The sequence below is a fragment of the Nocardia sp. NPDC004711 genome (assembly GCF_053601595.1).
The window spans coordinates 1-20,702 of record NZ_JBSGCB010000054.1 but is presented as its reverse complement, the minus strand read 5'-3'; the positions used below and the strand labels follow the sequence as shown (position 1 = coordinate 20,702).

Annotated in this window: 18 protein-coding genes and 6 pseudogenes; 11 read left to right on the top strand and 13 right to left on the bottom strand. The window is 65.1% G+C overall.

Going from position 1 to position 20,702, the window contains the following annotated elements; all coding sequences use genetic code 11:
- Positions 1-209: 209 nt before the first annotated feature.
- Positions 210-416, bottom strand: a complete 207-nt coding sequence (locus ACWEKS_RS38350) for a hypothetical protein (RefSeq protein WP_452344625.1) — start codon at positions 414-416, stop codon at positions 210-212.
- Between ACWEKS_RS38350 and ACWEKS_RS38345 the strand changes: the two genes are divergently transcribed.
- The 10 genes and pseudogenes from ACWEKS_RS38345 to ACWEKS_RS38300 form a co-directional block, all read left to right on the top strand.
- On the top strand, positions 400-1,860 hold the full coding sequence (locus ACWEKS_RS38345; protein WP_452344624.1) for a hypothetical protein: 1,461 nt from the start codon (positions 400-402) through the stop codon (positions 1,858-1,860). The two genes, ACWEKS_RS38350 and ACWEKS_RS38345, sit on opposite strands and share 17 nt — an antisense overlap.
- 152 nt (positions 1,861-2,012) lie before the next feature.
- A complete protein-coding gene (locus ACWEKS_RS38340; protein ID WP_452344623.1) occupies positions 2,013-2,558 on the top strand; it encodes a hypothetical protein in 546 nt (181 codons plus the stop codon).
- 455 nt (positions 2,559-3,013) lie between these two features.
- Positions 3,014-3,388, top strand: a complete 375-nt coding sequence (locus ACWEKS_RS38335; RefSeq protein WP_452344622.1) for a hypothetical protein — start codon at positions 3,014-3,016, stop codon at positions 3,386-3,388.
- A 23-nt stretch (positions 3,389-3,411) separates the two neighbouring features.
- Entirely contained in the window at positions 3,412-4,449 is a 1,038-nt protein-coding gene (locus tag ACWEKS_RS38330; RefSeq protein ID WP_452344621.1) for a caspase family protein, read from the top strand.
- 715 nt (positions 4,450-5,164) lie between these two features.
- The gene (locus ACWEKS_RS38325; RefSeq protein WP_452344620.1) at positions 5,165-5,296 is read left to right on the top strand and encodes a hypothetical protein; all 132 of its coding nucleotides are present in this window, start codon (positions 5,165-5,167) and stop codon (positions 5,294-5,296) included.
- Between the two features lie 244 nt (positions 5,297-5,540).
- Positions 5,541-5,663 carry a hypothetical protein gene (locus ACWEKS_RS38320; RefSeq protein ID WP_452344619.1) on the top strand — a complete coding sequence of 41 codons (123 nt, stop codon included), beginning with the start codon at positions 5,541-5,543 and terminating at the stop codon, positions 5,661-5,663.
- A 41-nt stretch (positions 5,664-5,704) separates the two neighbouring features.
- Positions 5,705-6,199, top strand: coding sequence for a hypothetical protein (locus tag ACWEKS_RS38315; RefSeq protein WP_452344618.1), 495 nt, complete (start codon positions 5,705-5,707; stop codon positions 6,197-6,199).
- Between the two features lie 44 nt (positions 6,200-6,243).
- Positions 6,244-7,426: pseudogene (locus ACWEKS_RS38310) on the top strand (IS110 family transposase).
- A complete protein-coding gene (locus tag ACWEKS_RS38305; protein ID WP_452344617.1) occupies positions 7,423-7,929 on the top strand; it encodes a hypothetical protein in 507 nt (168 codons plus the stop codon). Before ACWEKS_RS38310 ends, ACWEKS_RS38305 begins: the two are co-directional and overlap by 4 nt.
- A 981-nt stretch (positions 7,930-8,910) precedes the next feature.
- Positions 8,911-9,444, top strand: a pseudogene (locus tag ACWEKS_RS38300) (recombinase family protein); the annotation flags it as partial.
- An 830-nt stretch (positions 9,445-10,274) separates the two neighbouring features.
- Here the strand turns inward: ACWEKS_RS38300 and ACWEKS_RS38295 are convergent.
- From ACWEKS_RS38295 to ACWEKS_RS38285, 3 genes are all read right to left on the bottom strand, one after another.
- Entirely contained in the window at positions 10,275-10,832 is a 558-nt protein-coding gene (locus ACWEKS_RS38295) for a hypothetical protein (protein WP_452344616.1), read from the bottom strand.
- 132 nt (positions 10,833-10,964) lie between these two features.
- Positions 10,965-12,131 (bottom strand): hypothetical protein, encoded by a 1,167-nt coding sequence (locus ACWEKS_RS38290; RefSeq protein WP_452344615.1) that lies wholly within the window; start codon positions 12,129-12,131, stop codon positions 10,965-10,967.
- A 507-nt stretch (positions 12,132-12,638) separates the two neighbouring features.
- Entirely contained in the window at positions 12,639-13,607 is a 969-nt protein-coding gene (locus ACWEKS_RS38285) for a hypothetical protein (RefSeq protein ID WP_452344614.1), read from the bottom strand.
- 33 nt (positions 13,608-13,640) lie between these two features.
- On the opposite strand from ACWEKS_RS38285, the gene ACWEKS_RS38280 reads away from it, so the two are divergent.
- Positions 13,641-14,027 (top strand): hypothetical protein, encoded by a 387-nt coding sequence (locus tag ACWEKS_RS38280; protein ID WP_452344613.1) that lies wholly within the window; start codon positions 13,641-13,643, stop codon positions 14,025-14,027.
- Positions 14,028-14,138: 111 nt separating this feature from the next.
- Here the strand turns inward: ACWEKS_RS38280 and ACWEKS_RS38275 are convergent.
- The 9 genes and pseudogenes from ACWEKS_RS38275 to ACWEKS_RS38235 all read right to left on the bottom strand — a co-directional run.
- Positions 14,139-14,250, bottom strand: a pseudogene (locus ACWEKS_RS38275) (IS3 family transposase); the annotation flags it as partial.
- A 106-nt stretch (positions 14,251-14,356) separates the two neighbouring features.
- Complete coding sequence (locus tag ACWEKS_RS38270) at positions 14,357-14,542, bottom strand: IS3 family transposase (protein ID WP_452344671.1); 186 nt, start codon at positions 14,540-14,542, stop codon at positions 14,357-14,359.
- Between the two features lie 98 nt (positions 14,543-14,640).
- Positions 14,641-14,727, bottom strand: a pseudogene (locus tag ACWEKS_RS38265) (hypothetical protein); the annotation flags it as partial.
- A 172-nt stretch (positions 14,728-14,899) separates the two neighbouring features.
- Positions 14,900-15,082: pseudogene (locus tag ACWEKS_RS38260) on the bottom strand (transposase); the annotation flags it as partial.
- Between the two features lie 83 nt (positions 15,083-15,165).
- Positions 15,166-15,477: a transposase gene (locus ACWEKS_RS38255; protein ID WP_452344612.1), complete on the bottom strand. Its 312-nt coding sequence runs from the start codon at positions 15,475-15,477 to the stop codon at positions 15,166-15,168.
- Between the two features lie 200 nt (positions 15,478-15,677).
- Positions 15,678-17,009 carry a hypothetical protein gene (locus ACWEKS_RS38250; RefSeq protein ID WP_452344611.1) on the bottom strand — a complete coding sequence of 444 codons (1,332 nt, stop codon included), beginning with the start codon at positions 17,007-17,009 and terminating at the stop codon, positions 15,678-15,680.
- Between the two features lie 4 nt (positions 17,010-17,013).
- Positions 17,014-17,577: a hypothetical protein gene (locus ACWEKS_RS38245; protein WP_452344610.1), complete on the bottom strand. Its 564-nt coding sequence runs from the start codon at positions 17,575-17,577 to the stop codon at positions 17,014-17,016.
- Between the two features lie 28 nt (positions 17,578-17,605).
- On the bottom strand, positions 17,606-18,856 hold the full coding sequence (locus ACWEKS_RS38240; RefSeq protein WP_452344609.1) for a hypothetical protein: 1,251 nt from the start codon (positions 18,854-18,856) through the stop codon (positions 17,606-17,608).
- Positions 18,849-20,702 (bottom strand): annotated as a pseudogene (locus ACWEKS_RS38235) (hypothetical protein); the annotation flags it as partial. The gene ACWEKS_RS38240 and the pseudogene ACWEKS_RS38235, both read right to left, overlap by 8 nt.

Genomic DNA, 20,702 nt, shown 5'->3' with positions numbered 1-20,702 from the left:
TTCGGACATCCGTACGATCGCTTTCAAGATCCGTTGTGCGGCAGCCCGACTTCGCTGGATGGGTTGGTCTTGGAACCCCGTCTCCGAATCAACGTCTTCTCTGTTCCGGGAGCCCATCGCATTCTTGACCTCCGGAACCCGTTGTTCGGCTCCTCGGTGAACATCGAGGAGCCGAACAACGCTGTCCTGGGCAGCAGGCTCGGACCGGGTCATGAGACGACGATGACGATCCCGTACAGGATTGCCAGGACGGTGAGCGCGGTTGTGAACGCCTTGCCGCCGTGACGGATTGCTACCGCCCAGGAGTCGCCCTCGTGGCGTGACAGGGCAACGGAGCTGGCTCCGGCCAGCAAGCTGATCAGCACGATGATCACAGCCGCCAGGATTCGGAACACAACGATGGTGGAGATGGTCATGAGCTGTCCGTTCGATAGTGGGGTTGTCCCCGAACGGAGCCAGGCACGGCGGGAAATGTGCTCGTGCGCCGGTCGGGGCTGGTGCCCCCACAGGAAGCGCTACCGGTTCGACGCTGTACAACGCGGCGGTTTGGCTACGGTGAGTGAAAACCCATGTCGGCGGCGGTTTCTCACTGATCCGAGTCGGATCGAGTCGGTGCCGAGTCGGGTAGGAGGAGAGCGTCCGGTGCACGAGGATGAGACAGGGCAGGGGTCGGCGCGAGCGCGCTTCGCCGCCGAGCTGAGCGCCTTGCGGAGACGGTCGAACATATCCGCGCAGGATGTCTCGCGTTGGGTCAGTTCGAACAAACGCACCTCGGTCTCCACATCGACCATCAGCGATTGGTTCAAGCCGGAGCCCACCGTCCCTCGCGACAACGTGAAGTTCCTGATGGTCGTGGAATGCCTGTACCGGGCAGCATCGGAAAACTGGACGCCGGCGGCACAGAACCACTGGAAACAGTTGCGCGCGAACGCCTACGCCGAACCACAGCCCGTCGCCCGCGAACAATTCGACAGCGCCGGCGCCGCCGAGAGTGACCAGGATTCCGGCCGCCTGCAGGACACCCTGGGACTCGCCCCGGACCGTTCCTCGCCTGGAGTATCAGAACCGAAGCCTGACTCGAAGCGCGGGAAGTCCTGGGCCGCAGCCGGAATCGTTGGCGGGCTCGTGCTCGTGGTGGGCACCGGAATCGGTCTGTGGGAGTTCACCGGCCCGAGCTCGGCCACGAAGCAGGGCACACCTGCCAGCGGCGAGCAGCAATCAGCGCTGACCGTCTCGACCGAAACCATTGTCAGAGGGGGCTGTTCCACCGTCGTGTTCCCCGGATCCGCAGCTGAACTGGGCACTCCGCCCGTGGACCCGCACGACTACGCCACGTGGGTGCGCGACCACGACGGCGCGGAGGCGATCCCCTGGGCCGGCTTCCGCCTCGGACAGGTCCAGCTCGATCTGAAGGGGACGAGTTCGGCACCGGTGACCATCACCAGCCTGACCGCCGAGGTCGTCGACCGCCGGCCGGGCCCTCGCACCGGCACCACCGTGAGCGGCCAATGTGGTGGCGAAACCATAGGGCGGCTGGCCGAGATCGATCTGGACGCCGATCCGCCCAAGATCACCGGCTCCAACGCCGATCCGAAAAAGATCTGGGGCGAGGACATCCGGACGACACCACTGAAGTTCCCCTACACCATCACCGACACGGACACGGAGCTGCTGCTGATCTGCGCCGAAGTGCCCTCCAACGACACGGTGTCCTACAGGTTGCACATCGGCTGGACCGACGGACAGTACTCCGGCAACAAGACCGTAGACAACGCAGGCAAACCCTTCCAGGTCGCGACCGCCAACCCGGCCAACCCCATGTACAAGCCGAGCGGAACCCAGCTGATCAGACTGAAGTAGCCCACTCCGCGAAGATGTCTCCCAGTGACCGCGGCGGTGTTCGGAAAACGATCCACTGCGGCTGCACAGCCAGCTCCGTACCATTCCAGCCATGGGACTACGGTGCCGATCAGGCCGTACCCAGCTGCGACGTGACCTAGGACGGAACGACATTGGGCGATCCTCATGAGGAATTCAAGCGGTACCGGGCAGAGAAGAAGGCCGCCACCGGCGCAGCGGCATCCGAGCTGGAGCGAGTGCGCGAGCAGTATCGCGCGGCCGAAGCCAAGTACCGGTCCGACCTCATCGCGATCTTGGAGGCCGAAGGCGTCGAGTCCTGGCCGTTCTACCGGATGAAGGCCACACGGTGGAGCCGAATCCGGCAGCGGAACACAGTCTTCTACGAGCGTGTAGCCATAGGCTGGCCGACCGAGTACGTCGAGGAAATGGACGGGCATTCGTACTTCACGCTGCTGTCCACCTCCGCGGAGAGGTTCTCCAGCCGATCACTGATTCGCGTCAATGGTCCCTCCCGCGAATCACGCAGAGGGCTCGACCACGGGGATGGCTGGAGCATCTTCGGTGATCGGGGGGTGAGTGGTTGGGAGACGGCCACAAGCATCGAAGGTCTCAAGTACTACCTGCCCGGGCTCTCGAACACAGCGCTCAATGCCGAGGCTCTACGAACTGTCGAGCTCGCTGAGAAGCTGCGCAAATAGCTCTCGACATCGCTGGTGACGGTGCCACGAACGCGATACCCGCCGGGGGTGAGCGTGAAGAACCGGGACAGCTCCTCGCGGCTGATCTCCAGGAACTCCCGCAGACGTGCCAACTCCTACGTCGGGCAGTGTTCGGAAAACGATGGTGGGTTCAAGGGATCGCTGCATCACCGCGTGGATGATCATGTCTGCGTGGAGGCCGATGTTCGGAATCCCGTTCCTCAACGGGCCCGGCAAGGACCCGTGTCTCGAGTGGCGAGGAGTCCGAACCGGCATCTGTGGCCGGACTGGGCATGTGCGGGTGTCCCGTTCTCGGAGTCTTCCCGTGGATGGCCGATCAGGTGATAGACGTGAGGGCAGTGGTGCGTGAGCTTTGCCGCACGCGCGACGACTGTGCCGGTTAGTATTTGGACTGCTGGCCGGGACGGGCCGGGTTTCTGGACCGGGGGTATGACGTGGCCGAGAGTTGGGACCTGCTGGTACAAGTCGACCCGATCGAGGGCGACGAGGTCGGGGACACAGCGGCAGCGGCACGGCTTCTACGGGCACAGTTGCTCGGCATCGATATCGACGCCGCAGAACCGGTGTCCGATTCGGAGCTGCCCGAAGGAGCGAAGAGCCTCTCCGCACTGTCAGTCACGGTAGGGGTGCGCCTTGGTGTCGCGGCGTTGGGCAAAGTTGTTGCAAAGATCCGAGAGTGGGTCGCTCATAGCGGGCGCACGGTCGAGGTAACGCTCGACGGCGAAACCATCAAGATCACCGGCGGGTTCCCCGAACAACAAGACCTCGTGATCAACGCCTGGCTCGCACGCCACGCCCCCACTGCCTGAGCACTGCGTCCTCGAAACCGGCCATGTCTCAACCACGTTCGGCACTGATCATCGCCAACGCCACCTATACCGATCAGGATCTGATCAAGCTTCGTGCGCCAGTCCGCGACGCCGACGCGATGGCCGATGTGCTGGCTGATCCGCAGATCGGGGCGTTCGCTGTCACTCGGGTGGTGGACAAGCCCCAGCGTGAGATCCAGCGGGCCATAGCCACCTTTCTTGCTAACCGCGGGGTGCAGGAAGTCGTTTTGGTGTACCTGTCGTGTCACGGAGTTCTCGATCAGTGGGGTCGACTGCACTTCGCCACCATCGACACGGTCAAAGACGAGCTTTCCTCGACTGCTGTCGAGGCCCGGTGGTTGCGTGAACGTATGGAGGAATGTCGCGCCCGACGCCAAATCCTGATCCTGGATTGCTGCCACAGCGGCGCCTTCGCCAACACCAAGGGCGGCACGCAGGTTGATCTCGGGCACCGTTTCGCGACCTCGGGCCGGGGTCGGATCGTGCTGACCGCCTCTCGTGACGGGGAGTACTCGTTCGAAGGGCGTGCGCTGAATCGCAGGGCCGCAGTGGGATCGGTGTTCACCACTGGCCTGGTGGAGGGCCTACGTACCGGCGGCGCCGACCATGACCATGACGGGCTGATCACTGTCGAGGACGCCTACGCCTACGCCGCCACCCACGTACTCACCCACGGCGCCACCCAGAACCCCCAGAAGTGGACCTACGGCGGTGAAGATCCCATCATCCTGGCCCGCAATCACCGAGCCCGGAGAACCGAAACATCCACCGGAAGAACCACTTCCACAACCACGACGCAAACCGCAGCACCCCGAACAACGCAGTCGCTGCCACCAAAGCAAGCACGAGTGCCGCGGATAGTGGCGCTGATCGCCAGCGTCATCGTCCTTCTGGGAGGCGCGGTGGTCCTGTACTTCTCGCTCCAGACCGACGCCTCGAAGTCACCACCCGCCAAACCCGCCACCACGACAACAACGACCGAACTTGAACCTTCTGTAACTGTGTCCCTGTCATGTTTCCCCCTTCAGCCGTGTCGGTGAAACCGGGCTTTGGGCTTGGAAGCAGTCTTGCCAGGTGTTGTAAACCGTCGATTTACAACACCCTCGACACCTCGGTTCGGAGTTGTCGATGTTCGGAATCATGTTCAGTGCTGATGTCGATGTTCGAAGTGCGTTGCACAGATGTTCGAAGTCGCGTGCACACCGGTGGGCGGGTTCCGGGTGCCGATGCTCGAATTCGACTACACAAATGTCCGGGTTATTGAGCACGCAGCCCGGCACCAACGGCAGCCAGTTCTTCCTCGGCTAAGGGGCGCTCTGCAGGAGATGGCAGACACGACCGGAATAAGTCGAAACGCAGGATCAGGTGGTCGGGACCGAGCCGGGAATTCGGCCACTGACCAGGCAGTACTGGGCATGTCAGACCTTGGCTGGGGATCCACCCCGTGTCGTTGGTCGGAGCCTGGATTCGCAGAAGTAATTCGACGGCGGGTGGGCCGTTGGGTGCCTTGGCCAGTGCCGAATCGCCGGGGGCACGCCGATAGCGCCGTCCAGTGCAGGGCCGAGCGACTAATGCCCGTGGTGCAATTGCGAGCGAACGAGTACTGCCCCCGCCTGTTCCAGCAGGCGAGGGCAGCGTTCAGCCCGACTGTCCAGCCACTAAGAAGAACATCGAGGCCACATGAGCATAGCCAAATCGCAAGGCCGCAAGCAGCCGTCCACTCGCAAGCCTCTGCGGGGAGTTCGTGCAGATCTCGTGGGACTGCTCGCAATCCTCGGCACCGTCATCACCCTGGTGGCCCTTCTCGGTCCGGCCGCTGGCACGGTATTGGCCGCCGCCGGCGGATTCGTCGGGGTGACGTTGAGGTTGTGGCTGCGGCGCCGGTAGTGCCCCACTCACCCCCTTGGATCGCTGTCGTGGGGCGCACGAAAGCGCTACAGCGAGTTCGTGGACCTCACGATGGTGTCGGTTTGGGGCACACCCCAACTCCACGAATCATGATGGTCTCGCATCGTTTCCGATCGATTCCGCGCGTTCTTCATCAGAGCCGATCAGGCCGCTGAACTGCGGATTCTACTGTGCTGGAGTGGATTTCGATCCACTTGGAGCGAGTACGGGACGGAGACCGGTGATGTGGAGCGAACTCGGTAAGACGGTGCGCAAGGCCATGGAGGGGTGGCCGGCGTTGTGGCGGTTCGTGGTGTGCGTGGTGGTGCTCACCGCGGCGCTGTTGTTGTGGATGGGGGCGTGGTGAACTTCCCCGTAGTGGTCGGTCGGTGACGCAGGATGACGGTGATGACTTTCCGTGATCCCGACTCCCGCGCCCGCCTGGCGACCGAGCTGTCGCAGGTGCGTGCCCGGGTGGGGGCTCCGAGCTACCGGAGGATGGCGAAGGTCCTGACCGGGCAACGGAAGACGGACGCGGTCGGTGAGACCACGCTGCGCAACGCCGCGACCGCCGAGGAGCCGACACCGAAGTGGACGACGGTGGTTCAGTTCGTGACGGCGTGCCGACTGATCGCTGAGCAGGATCGGCCCGGGATCGATGATCGATTCTTCGATCCCGAACTGTGGTACACGCGGTGGAAAGCACTGGGAGAACCCAACCCGTTACCTTCTTCGTGGCTCCTGAACGGGGCTACGGTCGCCAGGCCCGGTATGACTTCTGGCCCCTGTCTCACGCATGATCCGGGGGGTGTCGCCGGGTCTGGTGGCGTCGACGGACCGCTGATGGGGACAGGGCCGCTGGTAGGTCTGTTCGTAACGTGGGTGCCGGGCGTCGACGCTTGATCGGCGGCCGTCCGGAGTGTGCCGACGTGACGAGGAAATGGCAAGTGACACAGGCGTACGCCGTGTTCTGCGGCATTGATGTGGGAAAAGGCGAGCACCACGCGGTCGGTCTCGACCTGAGCGGCACACGGTTGTTCGACAAGGCGCTAACCAACGACGAGTCCCGCCTGCGGGCGGTGTTCGACCAGCTCGCCGGGCGCGGACCGCTGTTGATCGTGGTCGATCAGCCCGACACCATCGGTGCGCTACCGGTCACCGTCGCTCGCGCCTGCGGCCACAACGTGGCCTACCTGCCCGGCCTGTCGATGCGCCGCATCGACAGGCCTTTATCCGGGCCAGGCCAAGACCGATGCCCGCGATGCGCACATCATCGCCGACGCGGCCCGCACCATGCCACACACCCTGCGCCGGGTCGATATCGGCGACGAAACCCTCACCGAGCTCGGCGTTCTCGTCGGTTTCGATGACAATCTCGCCGAAGAGGCGACGCGCACCAGCAACCGCATCCGCGGCCTGCTGACCAGTGTCCATCCCGCTCTCGAGCGGGTCCTGGGTCCTCGCGTCGCGCACCCGGCGGTGCTGGAAATCCTCTCGCGCTGCGGCGGACCCGAAGCAATCCGCGCGGCGGGCAGACGCAAGCTCACCTCGATCGCCACCAAGCACGCGCCCCGCATGGGCGCCCGTCTGGTCGAGGAGATCCTGGCTGCGCTGCCTGCGCAAACCGTGACCGTTCCCGGGACCAAAGCCGCTGAAACCGTGCTGCCGAGACTCGCCGACTCGCTGAAAGCGGTTCTGCTGCAACGCAAACAGATCGCCGAGGACATCGAGAGGATGTTCGATGATCACCCTCTTGCCAAGGTCCTGACCTCGATGCCCGGCATCGGAGTCAGGACCGGAGCCCGCATCCTGCTCGAAGTCGGCGACGGCACCGCCTTCGCCACCGCCGGCCACCTGGCCTCCTACGCGGGTATCGCCCCGATCACCCACCGCTCCGGCAGCTCGATCCGCGGCGAACACCCCGCCCGCTCAGGCAACCACAAACTCAAACGCGCCCTGTTCCCCTCGGCCTTCGCAGCCCTACACGACCCGGCCAGCCGCCGCTACTACGACAGGAAAAGAGCCGAGGGCAAGAAACACAACGCGGCCCTCATCTGCCTGGCCCGACACCGCTGCGACGTCCTCTACGCCATGCTCCACAGCAAGCAGCCCTACCGGGCTGCCACTTGACAAAAGACACAGGGACACCCCCCGACGAACAGGGCCTGCTCGCGGCATGGAAAACCGGCTCGGGTGCCGGGCCGGGCGCGGTCGATGCGGGCTGGGCGGGGCTGATTGTGGTGCTCGGCGATGCGGGAGAGCTGCCGCGGGTGGCCGAGGTGGATCCGTATCGGTTGGGGGCCACCGAATCCCGCTACGGTGACCGTGACCGGTACGACCCCACAGACCGGGGCACCGCCGCGGACCGGTATGTGCCGCGGGGGGTCGATGCCGACGTGGCGGCGGCGGTCAGCGGGCGGCGGTTGACGGTGCTGATCGGGCCGTCGGAGGCGGGCAAGACCCGCACCCTGTTCGAAGCCCTCACGCGCACCTGCCCCGGCGCGCGGGTGCTGGTGCCGGCGCGGGAGAAACTCGACGCATTACCTGAGCATCCGGCCTACACCGCTGGCCCGGACCCGATCGTGGTGTGGTTCGACGACCTGGGCCGGTTTCTCACCGGCCCACGGCCTTGACCCCTTGGTCGGCTGGCGCATCTGCTGGCCCGCCCGGCGCCCACCATCGTGGTGGCGACGCTGCGCCGCGAAGAACACGACAGATTCCACGACGCGAAAATGGGCGAGCTCACCGGTGACGTCGGTGAACTGCTGCGCCAGGCCACCATCATCGAGCTGGAATCCACCATCGCCGACCCGGCCGAACGGGCCGCCGCCGAAGCCGTCTACCCCGACGCCGACCTCGACCACTACCGGAAGCTTGGATACGGGCTGGGGGAAGTCCTCGCCGGTGCGCCCGCCGTGCTCGACCGCTACGACCGGGCCGCACGCAATGATCCGCCGCTGCGGGCGGTGCTCGAAACCGCGATCGACTGGGCCCGGATCGGCCGGTTCGACCCGATCCCCGAACCGACCCTGACCGACCTGGCCACCACTGCCCTGCGCCGCAACCGGCCCGAGTACGACCCCGACCCCGCCACGATAATCGCCGCGATCCGCGACGCCCGGACCCGGGTCGAAGCCCACGCCCACATTGCGGCCCTGACCACCCGATGGCTCGACGACAACAGCGTCCGCGGCTATCGCGCCTTTGACTACCTCATCGCCGCCGACGACGGCCAGCACAACCGCACCCCACGCTCCATCCCCGAACCGTTCTGGCACACCACCACACTCCACGCCGACAAAGACACCCTCACCGCAGTCGGTGTCAGCGCTGGCCAGCGCGGACACTCCGACATCGCCTTCGATCTCACCCGCCGCGCCGCCGACAACGGCCACACCCGCGCAATGTTCAATCTCGGGATCCTGCTCAAGCAGCGTGGCGACCTCACCGACGCCGAAACCTGGTGGCGCAAAGCCGCCGACGCTAACTTTCCGCCAGCGATGTTCCCATTGGCGAATCTTCTGCACGGTGGCGGTGATGTCGAGGAGGCGTGGGTGTGGTGGCGGCGGGCGACACTCTGGGATGAGGGAGGGTTCATGGCGGCCCACAAGGGAATGCGCGTCGGCTATATCCGGGTCAGCGGGGTGGATCAGAACACCGGCCGCCAGCTCGACGGCGTCGAGATCGACAAGACCTTCACCGACAAGGCCTCGGGCAAGGACACCGACCGCGGCCAGCTCACCGCGCTGCTCAACTTCGTTCGCGAGGGCGACACGGTCGTCGTGCACTCGATGGACCGGTTCGCCCGCAATCTGGCCGATCTTCTGACGCTGGTGCGAGATCTCACCGGCCGTGGGGTGCGGGTGCAGTTCGTGACCGAGAACCTCACCTTCACCGGGGAGGACTCACCGATCGCGCATCTGATGCTGCAGATCATGGGCGCGGTCGCCCAGTTCGAGCGCGCCATGATCGGCGAGCGTCAGCGCGAAGGCATCGCCAAGGCCAAGGCCCGAGGCGTCTACACCGGCCGCAAGCCCGCCCTCACCACCGAACAGGCCCGCGAACTCCGTGCCCGCGCCGCGGCGGGCGAGGCGAAAACCGCACTGGCCAAGGCGTTCCGGACCAGCCGCGACACCGTGTACACCTACCTCCACGCCGCGCCGCCACTGCCCGCCGACCGCCAGCCCACGCTCGATGTCGCGGTCCACGACGAACTGTTGCACCAGCCCAGCGGCGACACACAACCCACCAGCGCACCAGCCGCCGCGCCCGCACCGGTCCCACCCACCGCGAGCGACATCTCACACCCGTACCGGCGCCGACGCAGGCTCGGCGGTCGGGTTCGCGTGCCGCGCAACCGAAGTCACGGCGAACGATGGCTCCGCCCGCAGGTGCCGGTGCGGGAGCTGGTCACCCTCACCCGTGACCTGGACTCCGGCGACTACCGCGTCACCGACGGCGGTGACTACCTCGGCCGCATCGCCCGCCAGTTCACCGCGACCGGCCGCCGCGGACGCTGGCAGGGCCCTCGACCCACACAACACTGTCCTGCGCGGCGGACCCTGGAACACCGTCGACGAAGCCCTGACCGGACTACTGACCCACCACCTCGACCCGCAGGAGTCGTAACGCCCCACCAGTCCGGCGCGAACCTGACCGGCGCGCAGATCCGGGGCAGCGTGCCTGCCGACCTGCGGCGATGCCGCTCCAGCCATGCGCGAAGTGGCCCCGTTATCTGAGGCCCGCCCAAATGTGTTGGTTTTCGCGCCGGTCCGGAACCCCATCTGGGCCAGTAGCGTGCGATGACGGAATACCCCTGATTCGTCGGCATATAGAGAGCGTCTCAACACCCGATCGTGTTCGACTACGAGCGGCCTGGCAATCCGTGTTTCATGGCCTGCCAGACTGGCAGGCTCCGCTGATCAGCCTCCCGCTCACACCCCAGCAGGGGCCAGGGCATCACCGCCGAAGCCCTCTCTCATTCGTCGTATAACTCCTCGTAGGCCGCCAGGGCAGTCGGCTTGGGAAGGCCCCGCAACCCCTTCGACGACCACAGGCTGTTCAGCGTCTCGATGATCCTGTCCCTCCGCTGGTCGATCTCTGCAGCGACCTCGTGCGCCATCTTCGCTCCCTTGAGCTGTGCCCGCGCCAGCGCCCGAATATGTTGCAGGTTGTCGACGACAACGTCCATCTCCTCACGTAATCGGGGATCGTGAAGCTGGGCTTTGCCGATGCCCCGCAACTCGGTCATCTCCACACCCTTGCGAGTGAAGACATGCCCGCTGTTGACGGCCTTGATAACGAGGTCTATCGCTTCCTCGAACTTCGAAGGATTGGACTTCCAGTCGTAAGGTCCCCTGAAGGCCGGACGGTCGAAGACAGTCAGCCACTTGCGAAGCTGCTCCTTGTCTGAGCTACGGCGCCGTCTCAACCAATCGTTCAAGATCGCAGCACTGAGGGTCGCCAGTGCTCCGATGACCGCGCCGGCGACGGCGACAACAAGAGGCCACACAGTCGACATGTCGTCAATCTTCACACCTTCCGCCCGGGGCCCGGGCTGTCGGGCGGGCGGGGTTGCGTTCGAGTTGGGAGTAGTCACCAGGACCGTGACACCTCGGCCGCGGCGGCAACGGTCTGAAACGTCACGGCCGCTCCAGCGGCGTCGAGATCAGCGTCTCCACCAGATTGGGAGCCGACTGGGCCAGTTCACCCACAGGTTGTTGCCGCCGACGGAGAAGCATTCGACCGGATCGGCGTTCCTGAAGGAGCCCGATACTCTGGCGAATGTTGCCTCTACCCCTGGATTACCGTGGTCCGCCCATTGCCAGGTGGCACCATCGCGGTGAATCATCCAGACATGACCGTCGTCGCCCGCGATGAAGTAGTAGGGGGTACCGGTCATGTCGCGCGGTGTGACCACCTCCGCCCCAAGTGGATGGAGGCCACTTCCCACCGGTCTGCCGAGGTCGGTCCATTCCGACGTGGCACCGTCCCATTCGTTCACCCATAGGTGGTCTGGGTTATCGGGGGCCGGTGTGTTCCTGGTGGCCACGCCGAAAAAGAGGGTCCGTTGCCGTTGCGCGCTGGAGGAACCCGTAACGCCGACCCCGAAACCACCTACAAACCATGCTATGGGCGGTCTGCCGAGGTCGGTCCACTGCCATATGGTGCCGTCCCAGTGAATCGCCCATAGCTCACCCTTCCAGCAATCCGGACCGGACGACGCGATCACGAAGCAAACGGGCCGTTCTGCTCCGCCGGCATCGAGCACGGTGGTCGCGTTCGCAACCCCCATGGACACGGTTCCTGGTGGCGCGCCGTGGTTATGCCAGTGCGGTCCATTGACGTCGGCATACTGCATCCACAGTGAATCCCCGAACTGGACGAAGCAGAGGGCACGTTGCCCGAAGGTCGGATGAAAGTCGGTGGTCACGGTGAGGCCATTCGGCTCCCCCTGGGTGCCGAGATCGATCCAGTGCCAGCCCGCGCGATCTCGATGGGCCAGCTGCACGTGGCTGTCCGTCACGGCAAAAACGAGGGGTTCCTGGGGGTCAGGCGCCTTGCCGACGATGCAGGCGTCGAGCCCCAAAAACCCGTATCCACTGCCCGGATAACCCACATCCGACCAGCGCCACGCCCTTCCGTCCCACTCGTTCAGCCACAGATGAGGGTCAGGCAACGCACCGACAAAACCGGCATTACCGACATCGGTCCCCATGAAGCACATCGGCCGTTGTTCCGACGGCCTCCCACCGCGGGCCATTGCCACCACACCCATGTAATCTGCAAGATTTGTCCCGCCCGGATTGCCGAGATTGGTCCAGTGCCAGTACACGTTCCACCTCGCTACCGTCGATGATCGGTACAGACGATTGAGCTCCCGAAACCCGATCCCCGCACGAGCCATGCCGGCCACTTTCAAGTGACCGGTGAGCTCTGCGGATGCTCCAACACAGCGTTAGTCATAACCTCATTGTGTGCCCGCAGTGGCCTCGTCGTCACGAGCTGCGCCGTAGCCGGGTGTCCATGCACAGGCGGAACCGTCCATAGGCTAGAGGCGCATCGACCAGAAATCCGGCGGTAGCGGGTTACCGCAGACAAGTTCCTCATTATCTGCGGTAGCCCCTTATTAGAGTGACTTTTCTCGAAGGTGGGCAGGTCCATCGCGAAATCCGTTTCAGCGCAAAGCATTTGGAGTGCCCTTCGCGCCTAGAGTGACTTTCCAGTCAGTTGGACCCCACGGGCCTACCAGCCGGGTCGTGCACTCGATGAACAGCCTCGGCGGTCTGCGCCAGCTCGTGCACGATCCGACCGACCAGGGATTCGGGGTCGGCTCTGTGCTTCAGCAGGGGTAATTGCCGTCGCGATTCGGCGTCATGCTGCCGATCCCGATGAGCATCTCTTTGATATGCGAGCCGTCGTAGGCGCTGTCCGATCCGACGTCGCTCGACGACTTTCCGCTGTAGAGGGTGAACTCAGCTTTATCGGCGTCCTTCCAGGTGGGATTGATGCTGGAGACGGTCTTGGCGAGGGTGTCCGAGTGGTATTCGATGCTTTTGCAGGTGCCGGTCGAAACCTTCGACCAGTCCGGGTTGTGCCCTTGCACCTGGCGGAGTTCGTCGGTGTCGTCGGGTAGGAGTTGGCGCGCCGCTTTGGTTGCGGTGGTCGCGTCACTCGGGGTCAGGAAGTGGAGGTGGCCGCTGATGATGTGCCCCTGCCAGGTGGTGAAGAGGGTGGGGTCCTGCGCGCAGAACAACACGCCGGGAGCAATCCACCACCCAACACCCGAACCCAGATTGTCTTCGCCCTGGTCGAGGCAGTCGACCTTGGTTGCTTTGGTGAAGTTGTCGTCCCAATACGCCGGCATGGACGTGATGCCGTGTGTGCCATCACCGGCCGTGGGCACCGGCGATGGGGCAGGCGCGGGGGTCAACGATGACACCGCCGGAGTGGTGGGCGGAACCGCCGAGGTCGGCGGAGCCGTCGTTGCCGTTGCGGCGGGAGCTGTTTTCGCTTCGGTCTTCGGAGCGGGAAGCGACGCCGCGAACACCGCGAACGCGACGGCGAACACGGCCGCGATCGCTCCGGTAACTGCCCCGCTAGTGGCTGTACCAGTAGGAACGCCCGTTGCCTTTGCCAGTGAACGGCCTTTGAGACCCACGATGATGGCGGCGACACCAAAAATGATGCCGCCCAACACAGTCCAGAACGTCAGCAAGGCTCCCACACCAAGAACGAGCGCGATAGACGGTGCCTTGCTCTTCGTTGGAATCTGAGAAGGCGGCGGGTAGTACGGCGGCGGCGTCATCATCGCGCAATCGTATGGCTGACATCAGTCCGAACGGTGTCCATCACAACTCTGGGGCAGGAGATCCGTCAAGCGTGTCTCGACTACCTTTCCGCCTATGGCACGCTGCGGGATCGCCTCCTGGTGCTACGTCAAGAGTGGCTGGCTACCGACCCGGACCAGCGTCAGCCTGGACATCCTCTCCTGGAGACCTTCGCCCCGACAGAAGCGAATGAGTTCAAGCGCGCTGGACACATCCTGCAGATCACTGCCGGCGGCGCGACGAGTGAAGCAGCCCGCCTCACAACGCTTTACATCTGGAATCTGGCGAAGGCCGCAAGGGAGCCCGACGATGCGCCGTTCGATGAGTTGGTAGCGGCAGCATTGTCGGTCCGGCTGGAGCTTTACGCCGCAATGCGTGCCGAGTTGGAGGGGAGCTTGTAAATACACGGGTGGTCCACGATCTCGGTCGCCGTCCCGGCCCGATAGACGCCGTCGCACACCGCGACGACACCGCCGAGCATCGGCAAGGCGAGCAGCGCGAGCACCTCGTCAACGGCGCCGCTGCGGGGACTCATAGTCCCTCCTCGCGACAGAGGCGTTGGATCTTTTTGTGGTTGATCGTCCAGCCTTCGCCGCGGGCGTCGTGGTAGGCGCGGCGGAAACCCTGCTGACCTGACCCCATGGTTTCGGTCCGGGTGATGTGGCCCCCTGCTGATAGACCGTCGTTATGACAATTGAGGGCTGGGTTGGATGTCGTGCCAGAGCATCTCCTACTCGGCGGGGCTGACGTGGCCGAGATAACTGTGACGCCGCTGCACGTTGTAGAAGTTGTCGATGTAGTCGGCCATCGCGATGGTCAACTCCAGTGTGGTGAACCACTTCCGGGTGTCGAGCAACTCGGTCTGCATACGCCCCCAGAACGACTCCATGACTGCGATATCGAAGCAATCACCCACAGTCCCGAACGATTCCAGCAGATTCCACCGACGCAGGTTCTCACCGAACGTGACATGAACTGGGTGCCGTGATCGGCGTACAGAATGGTCGCCCCATAGCCTGCGCGTTCCCGCACCGCCATGTCCACTGCGCTGTTGACCAAGGCTGTATCGGCGATCGTCGAAAATGTCCGAGCGACAATCATTGTGCTGAACGCGTCCAGGATCGCGCAGCAGTACGACTTTGCCGTCGCGAGCCGCATGTTCGGTGATGCCGGTGAACCACAACTGGTTCGGACGATCCGCGGTAAACCGCCGTTGCACCAGGTCTGACGGCGTGTCGAGGCCCAGCAGGCTGGGCTTGCGGCGCCTCTTCCGCGGCAGGCCCGACAGACCACGTTCCCGCATGATCACCTCCACCAGTTTCAGATTCACGATCATGTCGTGTTCGACCAGCACAGCCGAACGGACTCGGCGCTTCCCATAGATCCCGCGAGAGCGTCGGTGGATCTCCTCGATCGCATCGGCCACGACGAAGCGCCGCACCTGGCGGGTCGACATCGGGCGGCTGCGATGACATTGAAAGGTCGATCGGTTCAAACCTGTTATCCGGCACGCCAACCGACTCGAGTGCCCGAGTGCGATCAATCCTTCGACGATCGCGATCTTCCTTTTGGGGAGATCACCACCCCTTCGTCGAACAGCGCGCACGCGTCGCGGGTCAGCGCCAGCTCGGACTCCAGCTGGGAGATGCACTTGTGGGCGGCGGACAGCTCGTCTGCGTCCGTGCTGGGCACCCCGTCGCGGACTCCCGCATCGATCAGCGCCTGGGCCTTCCACCGAAACAATGTGGCCAGCGAAATGCCTGTCTCCGAGGCGATCTCGGCGACGGGTTCCCCGCTACGCAGCCGCGCAGACACCTGACGACGAAAGGACGGCGAATATGACTTCGGCACAGTGACCTCCCACGGATCACCTTGCCTCAGCTCTCACAAGTGTGGACCGGTTCCAGGGGGCCACATCAGCTTCCGATCGCCCGGTCGCTTCGGCAGCCTTCTTGAGACGGGCAGCCGCCTCGGGATCCACGTACACGCTCGTTTGACCTTCATGAACGTAGGGCACCTGTCGGGGTCGCGCCGGTCCTCGAACCGGATTCTCACGGGCGCCGCAGCGGTTGCGCCCTATGGCCGTTGGTGGAAGGCTTGGCCGTCGGCACCAGACCGCCGGGAAGCCTGGTGGGTTGCGCGGTCCGAGCGTCGGTTGGCCGCCGCGAAGTCACCGAAAGATCCTTGACCCGTTCTCCGGTTCCGGACTGCCACAGGTCGATGAGTCGGTTCATCGTCTTCGCGATCACCGGATTCGAGACTCCCCGGCTCCGATACAGCAGCTCGCCTTGAGTATTGGCATTGAACAGACCGAGCTCGATCGACCACATCAGGGTCGACACCAGGTCGGCCAGCTCGAAAAGCTCACGCGACTGCCGCGACGGTGCGATGCCCACCCGGGCACCGATGGTGGCCAGCCGGTCGGCCGGGTTACCGGTGGCACCGGTATCGGCGTGCAGGTCCCGGACCACAGCAGTGTCCTGGTCGATAGTGAGGTGGAACCAGCTCAGCATCGTCACGTAGGCGAATTCCTCGCGTGACAGCATGCCCCCGCGCCGGCGAAGTTGCAGCATTTCCGACAGCGTTTGGCAGAGATATCCGATATAGGACGAGTCGGTCGGGTTGGGGCCGGAGGTGTTGCGGTCGTTCTCGATTCCCATCCAAACCTGCCGCAGGAGCTCATTCCAGAACTCCAGGAACCGCGCATTGCCGGTCGGCCCGACATCCCGCTTCCACGGCTGGCCCTGAACACCGCGGCCGATGGGATGCGGCAGATCCATATTGAACATCCGCCAGTAGGCGTTGCGCCGGTTGGTCCTCGCGTCCGGGCGCAACTGGCTGGTGAGCAGCCCGCCCACATTGAATACCGGAGGATCGCTGTAGAACAGCTGCTCGGTATTGCGCACCCACACCATGGCGTCGATCGATGGCGTGGACAGTGTCTCACCGACCAGGTAGCGTCGCGCGACCTCACCGAGAATCTCGAAAACCCCGGTCGCCTCCACGAGATACGCATACATGAGGTGCTCCCACACCGGCGGCGGCGTGGCACCGATGCCGAGCCCGGGTCTGCCCGTGTAGGGCTGCAGCGGCGTTCCGGACTGCCCGGGTGCCGGCACGGTCGGCTTCACTCCGGACAACATCGTCGCCAAAAGGTCTGCGGGGGTGGCTGTTTTGGCCACCGCCTGCGGGTCGCCGAGCGGCACCGGTGGCGTGCCGGACGCGCCCAGAATCGCCGCCCAGCTGGGGGCTGCGATACCGCCTTGCGCCCATACCTCTTCCAGCCAGCGGCTCAACTGCAGCGGATGTACCGCCAGCACGGCATTCGCCCTGTCCCGGTACGGCGCCGTGTGGGGAACAAGTTCGGCAAGGGTCCGGAACATGGCGTCACTCTCCGTCTTTCAGGCGCCGGGACGTGGACTTGGGGATTGTCGACCGACGCCGTGCCGGCGCACGGGTGGAAGGCTGCCGGGTGAGATCGGTGGGGACGCAAATGTATTGGACGACATGATGGAAGTCGGCCAGCTCAACGGTCGACACGTCGCGCCGGTCGATCCACAGGTACTTGTGCTCACGTACACGATCGGCCGGGTATTTCGAGATACTGGGCGCGTGGTGTGCCGTTTGCGGATGGTTCAGCAGCACCCAGGCCGTTCCCTGCGGAATCGGGTCGATGAATTCCAGAATGTAAGGGCCTTCGTCGGTAGGTTGATGGTCGTTGCGCTCGAGTAAGGGCGACGGCAACAACACGTGATCGAGTGTCTCGCCGTGCCGTCCGTAATTGCCGAGACCGTTACGCAAGGCCCGGAACTGCACGATCAGCTGCTGTTGCCCCTCCGACAGCGGATCCTCCGGGTTGATGCTCGCGGCCGCCTTGCGGAACGCGGCGATGAGGGTGTGCTCCAACTCGTGCTCGCCGCGTTCGCCGGAAGCACGCTGCTCGAAGTCCATCCTTCTTCCTTTCCGAACTGGCACGAACTCATGCGGCCACGGTTCGACTGCCACCGATACGGCGCAGCCACGGCTCCATCTCCGCCGACGCCGTGGATGATTCGAGTCCCCGGATCACCGTGAGCGCGAGAATCCGCATGGGCTCCACTCGTTGCAGGTAGGTGGAGGTGTAGAGCGAGGTGCCGCTGCGCTTGGCCAAACGCGCCAGCTCGACCGGCGCGACCCTGCGCGGATCGGCCAGTGTGGCGAGCGGGACGCCGTGGAAGGCGGCCATGGGCCTGCGGGTGCACACGTCGACGATCGCGGGCAGCAGCGGGAGACTCGCCCTGATGACCGCCGCCACCTCCGGCGGCGCATCGGCGATCGGATGCCGGTCCGCCCAGCGTGCCCCCAGCGCGTCCCAGGGCCCGGCCCCGAACCAGGATCGGCACAGCACGACGTTGAACTGAACCCGCAGTGCGGCAACGGGATGCGGGTCGCCGAGCGGCATCCGGAACACCGCACGCGTCGGGCCGTCCACGACGGTGGCCAGAGCGGGCAACGGCGCGTAACCCAGCAGGCTGAGGGCATAGACGTCGGCGGCGACTTCACTGGCCCAATCACGCCACGTCTCCGCGGCGAGCGGGCTGTGCGGGAGGAGCATCTCGTAGAGGGCGACCGCCAATTCCGGGTGCCACCCGGTGAGATGCGCCACCTGGTGGCCGGTCTCGTGAATCAGGGAGGTGGGCTGCCAGAGATTGTGCCGGGTGATCTTGATGGCCGCCGCCGGTGACAGCGATGCGTCCCATAATCGCGCCCCGGCCCGGAGAATGGATGCGCCCAGCCCTTTGTCCAGATACGTGAGGACCGGCGGCGTCTCGATTCCCAAGGGCCGCTGAACCTGTTCCATGCTGTGCACCGCGATCGTGTCCAGCCCGCGCAGGACTTCGGCGATGCGCGGATTGGTCCGCGTGTTGACGGCCTCGCCGTAGAAGCTGATCACCGCTTCGGCGCGGGTATAGCGCCACCGCAGCGAAAGCAGTTCGGTTCGAACGGCCTTCAGGTCGGCAAGGGTTCGTCCGGTGCGCAGCGCGAACAGTGTCCGGTCGGCCAGGGCGACCAGGTGCTGGGCCTGTCGGACGAGGACCGACCGCACGCTCTGGTCCAAATAGGACTCCAGTTCCCGCCACGCGGCGGGTGCGGCCGCGATGTCCAGGTCTCCGAGCGCCGCCGCCGCGCGCCGCCAGTGCCGAATCTCGGAGCCGAGGGCGGCTGCCTCCGTGGCGAATTCGTCAGACACCCTGCCAGCCCCCGGTCACGGTAACCACCGGCATCAGCGGTTGCATTGGATTTCCGGCCACGCCGGTGAACGTCACCGCGATGGTCACGCCCTCCGCGGAATCCGCCATCGCACCGGCGAGCCGGTTGCTGCGTTGGGTCAGGAAGGTCGACAGCCCGACGGTGGTCGCGGCGGCGATGGCCGCGGCCAGTCGCTCCGCCGACCGTTGATCGCGTACCACCGACGAGCGAAGCAGCCTGTGCACCAAGCGCTGTCGCAGCCGCGCGGGCATGACCACGGCGCGCAGCGCCGAGAGGACCGCGGGTAGATCCCGCTTGGCCCCCGGCCCGGTGCCGGTCAATTTGGTGTGCAGGGTACGGGCGAGGTGATCGGAGAGCCGTATGGCCACACGCAGCCGCTTGGTGTGCGGGTCCCAATGGATCGTGGTGCGCCGCCGGGGACGTCGAGGGCGTCGGCCCGGCAGCTTGCCGACCCGGATCCGGAAGTACCGGCGACCCGGCACCAGCCGGTGCGATCCAGCCGTCCCTATATCGACCCTCAAGGTCGCATGGCCACGCGCGAGCGCGGGCTCTCGCAGCAGCAGCCCGGCCGCCTCCGGCGTCAGCGGCTGGAATTCCTCGGCTACCACATCCTCTGCGGCAGGCAGGGTCTCGTCCCGTGTGAAATGCCCTGGGAAGGTACCGGGCATGGTCTCGTACAAGTCGACCTCGGTCTGCACCGGCCACCGGGTGACGCCGCGGTCGAGCAAGTAGGTCTCGAGGGTACCGCCGTCCGACCAGGGGATCGCCCTGGCGACCTGCCGTGGGATCACCACCGGGAAGACCCGGGTGTATTTGCGGAAGCGATAGCGGGGGCCGGTGATTCGCGGCATCATGACCCAGAACCCGCCCTCCTGGGCGGTCTCGCGCTCGGGCAGCTCCGGCCGCAGCAGCCGATCCGGCAGGTAGGCCGCCGCGGCTTCGGCGAAGGCGCGTTGCACCGCCGCGGCGACCTGCAGCGGATCGCTCGCCTCCGCCTCAGTCAGCTCATCGGCGACGCGGTGCACGGTGGCTTCGACCGCCGATGCCAAAGCCTCACCCGCGAGCGTCTCACCGCTGTCCTCGGCCGCCTCAAGCCCGAGCGCCCTGAAGCCGACGTTGACGACCGCGCGCGCGATCAATGGCGAAGGATCCTGCCCGATGATCCGAGATATATTTCGAATAGCCTTGCGCCCCACCATACTTCGGATGAGGTTCGCCAGCGGGGCGGCAATGAGGTTGATCAGCGGCCCGCGCGTCCGCGTCACCTGGAGACCGATCTTGAGCAGTGGCCGGATCGCCAGCACGGCCGGGACGAATCGCTCGATTTCGGCCACCGGGGCGCCCTCGCCGGTGTACTGGCTGAGTTCGGTCGCTAAGCGGGCGCGGGCATCATCCAGTTCGGCGAGCAGGTCACGCTCGGACTGCGCGCCGGATTCGGACACATACTCCGAGGCGTACTCGGTAGCGAATTCCGTGGCGAGTTCGCCTTCTCCGGCGAAACTCTCGCCGAGGTAGTTCTCGGTGGCCAACTCTTCCTGGGCGAAGTCCTCGGTCTCAGGGCTGAACAGCAACGTCGCCAAGTGGGCGTCGAACGCCTCGGCCAATGCGGCGGCCGCGCCCGATTCGGTCGCGGTCTCACCGAATGTCTCCTCCGGCGATTCGCCGATCATCTCCCCGAACGCTGAGGTCACTTCCCCCGGCGGGGTGGTCTCCCACGGACTGTCTTCGCCGTAAGAACTCCTAACAGAATGGGGCTGGTGGGGGGAATGATGCTGTGCTGGTTGGTGTTCCTTCTGTGTTGGTTGTGACTGGAGGTACGCGACGGC